The organism is Streptomyces sp. KLMMK, from assembly GCF_036961605.1.
GTDB classification, from domain to species: domain Bacteria; phylum Actinomycetota; class Actinomycetes; order Streptomycetales; family Streptomycetaceae; genus Streptomyces; species Streptomyces telluris.
Genome location: NZ_JBAMDC010000646.1, coordinates 1 through 2,189 on the forward strand (window position 1 = coordinate 1; position 2,189 = coordinate 2,189).

At 72.7% G+C, this 2,189-nt stretch carries 2 protein-coding genes; both read left to right on the forward strand.

The window, feature by feature from the left end; all coding sequences use genetic code 11:
• Window positions 1-94 precede the first annotated feature (94 nt).
• Window positions 95-1,414 carry a sensor histidine kinase gene (locus tag V7793_RS36685; RefSeq protein WP_443058082.1) on the forward strand — a complete coding sequence of 440 codons (1,320 nt, stop codon included), beginning with the start codon at window positions 95-97 and terminating at the stop codon, window positions 1,412-1,414.
• A complete protein-coding gene (locus V7793_RS36690; protein WP_058041692.1) occupies window positions 1,378-2,022 on the forward strand; it encodes a response regulator in 645 nt (214 codons plus the stop codon). The genes V7793_RS36685 and V7793_RS36690 overlap by 37 nt, the downstream gene beginning before the upstream one ends.
• Window positions 2,023-2,189 lie beyond the last annotated feature (167 nt).

Genomic DNA, 2,189 nt, shown 5'->3' on the forward strand with positions numbered 1-2,189 from the left:
GGGAGGACCCGTCTCCAACAAGCGGCCCACATAGGCGCATTGTGGACGCGAGCCGGCTTCCCTTAGCATGCGGACACCAAGACCACCTATCCTGATGAGGACGACCGGGACCTTGACCGACGCTCTCGGCGCATGGCGCGCCCGGGCCCGCCGCGCGGGCGCCGACATGGCGGTCGGAGCGGCGATCGCGGCCGGATCGATGGTGGCCTTGTCCCTCTTCCTCGTCACTGCCTACTTCGTGATCCTCTTCGTCATCGGCATCGGCGCCGTCGCGCTGCCGATCGTCACCAAGGGCGTCCGGTGGCTGTGCAACCTCAACCGCCGCGCCGCCGGCCGGGTGGGCGTCCCGGTCGCCGTCCCCTACCACCCCGAACCCCCGGAGTTCGAGAAGGACATCGTCGGGTGGATGCGGCGCTGCAAGTGGATCCTCATGGACCCCGCCACCTGGCGCGACCTGCTGTGGCTGCTGCTCAACACCGCGGCCGGGATGATCGGCCTCGTGCCGGCCGCCGTCCTGTACTACGCCCTCGAAGGGCTCGCGGTGGGCGCCGGCCTCTGGCAGCCCATCCTCGACGCGAACGGCAGCGGCCGGTGGTACTGCTTCATCACCGTCGACAGCTGGCCGAGCGCCCTCCTGGCCCTGGCGGCCGCGGGCGGCCTGCTGTTCGCCTGGCTGTGGGTGAGCCGGCCGGCCCTCAAGGCGCACGCCTACTTCACCCGCTTCCTCCTCGGCCCGGCCGAGCGCACCGTGCTCGCCTCCCGTGTGCGGCACCTGGCCGAGACCCGGAGCACCGCGCTGGACGCGCAGGCGGCCGAGCTCCGCCGCATCGAACGGGACCTCCACGACGGCGCCCAGGCCAGGCTCGTGGGCCTCGGCTTCACCCTCGGGGCGGTCGAGCGGACCATGGACCGCAAGCCGGAGGAGGCGCGGCGGCTGCTGCGCGAGGCGCGCGAGTCCTCCGTCCTCGCACTCAGGGAGCTGCGCGACCTCGTCCGCGGCATCCACCCGCCCGTGCTCGCCGAGCGCGGCCTCGCCGACGCCGTGCGCGCCCTGGGCATCGACAGCCCGCTCGACGTCGTGGTGGAAGCGGACGTCCCCGGCCCGCTGCCGGCGCCGGTGGAGTCCGCCGTGTACTTCTCCGTGTCGGAGCTGCTGACCAACGCCCTCAAGCACTCCGGGGCGGACCGCGTCGAGATCGTGCTCCGGCACGAGGGGGACGTGCTGCACGCCCGCGTCGCCGACGACGGCCGCGGCGGCGCCGACGCCGGCGGGGGCACCGGGCTGCACGGCATCCGCCGCCGCCTGGCGACCTTCGACGGAACCCTGGACATCAGCAGCCCCGTGGGCGGTCCCACCGTGACGAAAATGGAGATACCGTGCGCGTTGTCCTCGCCGAAGACCTCTTCCTCCTGAGGCAGGGGCTCATCCAGCTCCTGGAGGCCTACGACTTCGAGGTCGTGGCCGCCGTGGACAACGGCCGGGACCTGTCCGCGGCCCTCGCCGAGCACCGGCCCGACATCGCGATCGTGGACGTGCGGCTGCCCCCGACGTTCACCACCGAGGGCCTCCAGGCCGCGCTGCAGGCCCGCCGCGACATCCCGGGGCTGCCGATCCTCGTGCTCTCCCAGAACGTCGAGCAGATGTACGCCAGGGAGCTGCTGGCCGACGGCACCGGCGGCATCGGCTATCTGCTGAAGGACAGCATCTTCGACAACGACCAGTTCATCGACGCCATCAGCCGGGTGGCGGCCGGCGGCACCGCCATGGACCCCGCGGTGGTCGCCCAGCTGATGGTCAGCCACGCGCGGGACGAGCCCCTCGGCGCCCTCACGGCGCGCGAGCGGCACGTCCTGGAGCTCATGGCCGAGGGCTGCTCCAACATGGCCATCGCGCAGCGCCTGACCATCAGCGAGGGCGCGGCGGCCAAGCACATCTCCAACATCTTCGCCAAGCTCATGCTGCCGCAGGACAGCGACAGCAACCGCCGCGTCCTCGCCGTTCTCGCCTACCTCAACGCCTGACCGGCCGCGCCGTCAGTGGATGCGGACCATCCGGACCGGTGAGCTGCGCACCACGTCCGGATTCCGGTCGCCGGGGGCGTCCAGGCCGTAGAGCACGCCGCGGAGCTGCAGCGCGCCCCGGTGCCGGGCCCGCACCCTCGCCTCGACCGTCGCCCCGGAGCCCGCGG

Excerpts from the sequence above, each read along its gene's own strand:
- V7793_RS36685 (WP_443058082.1), top strand. The coding sequence starts at position 95 with ATGAGGACGACCGGGACCTTGACCGACGCTCTCGGCGCATGGCGCGCC.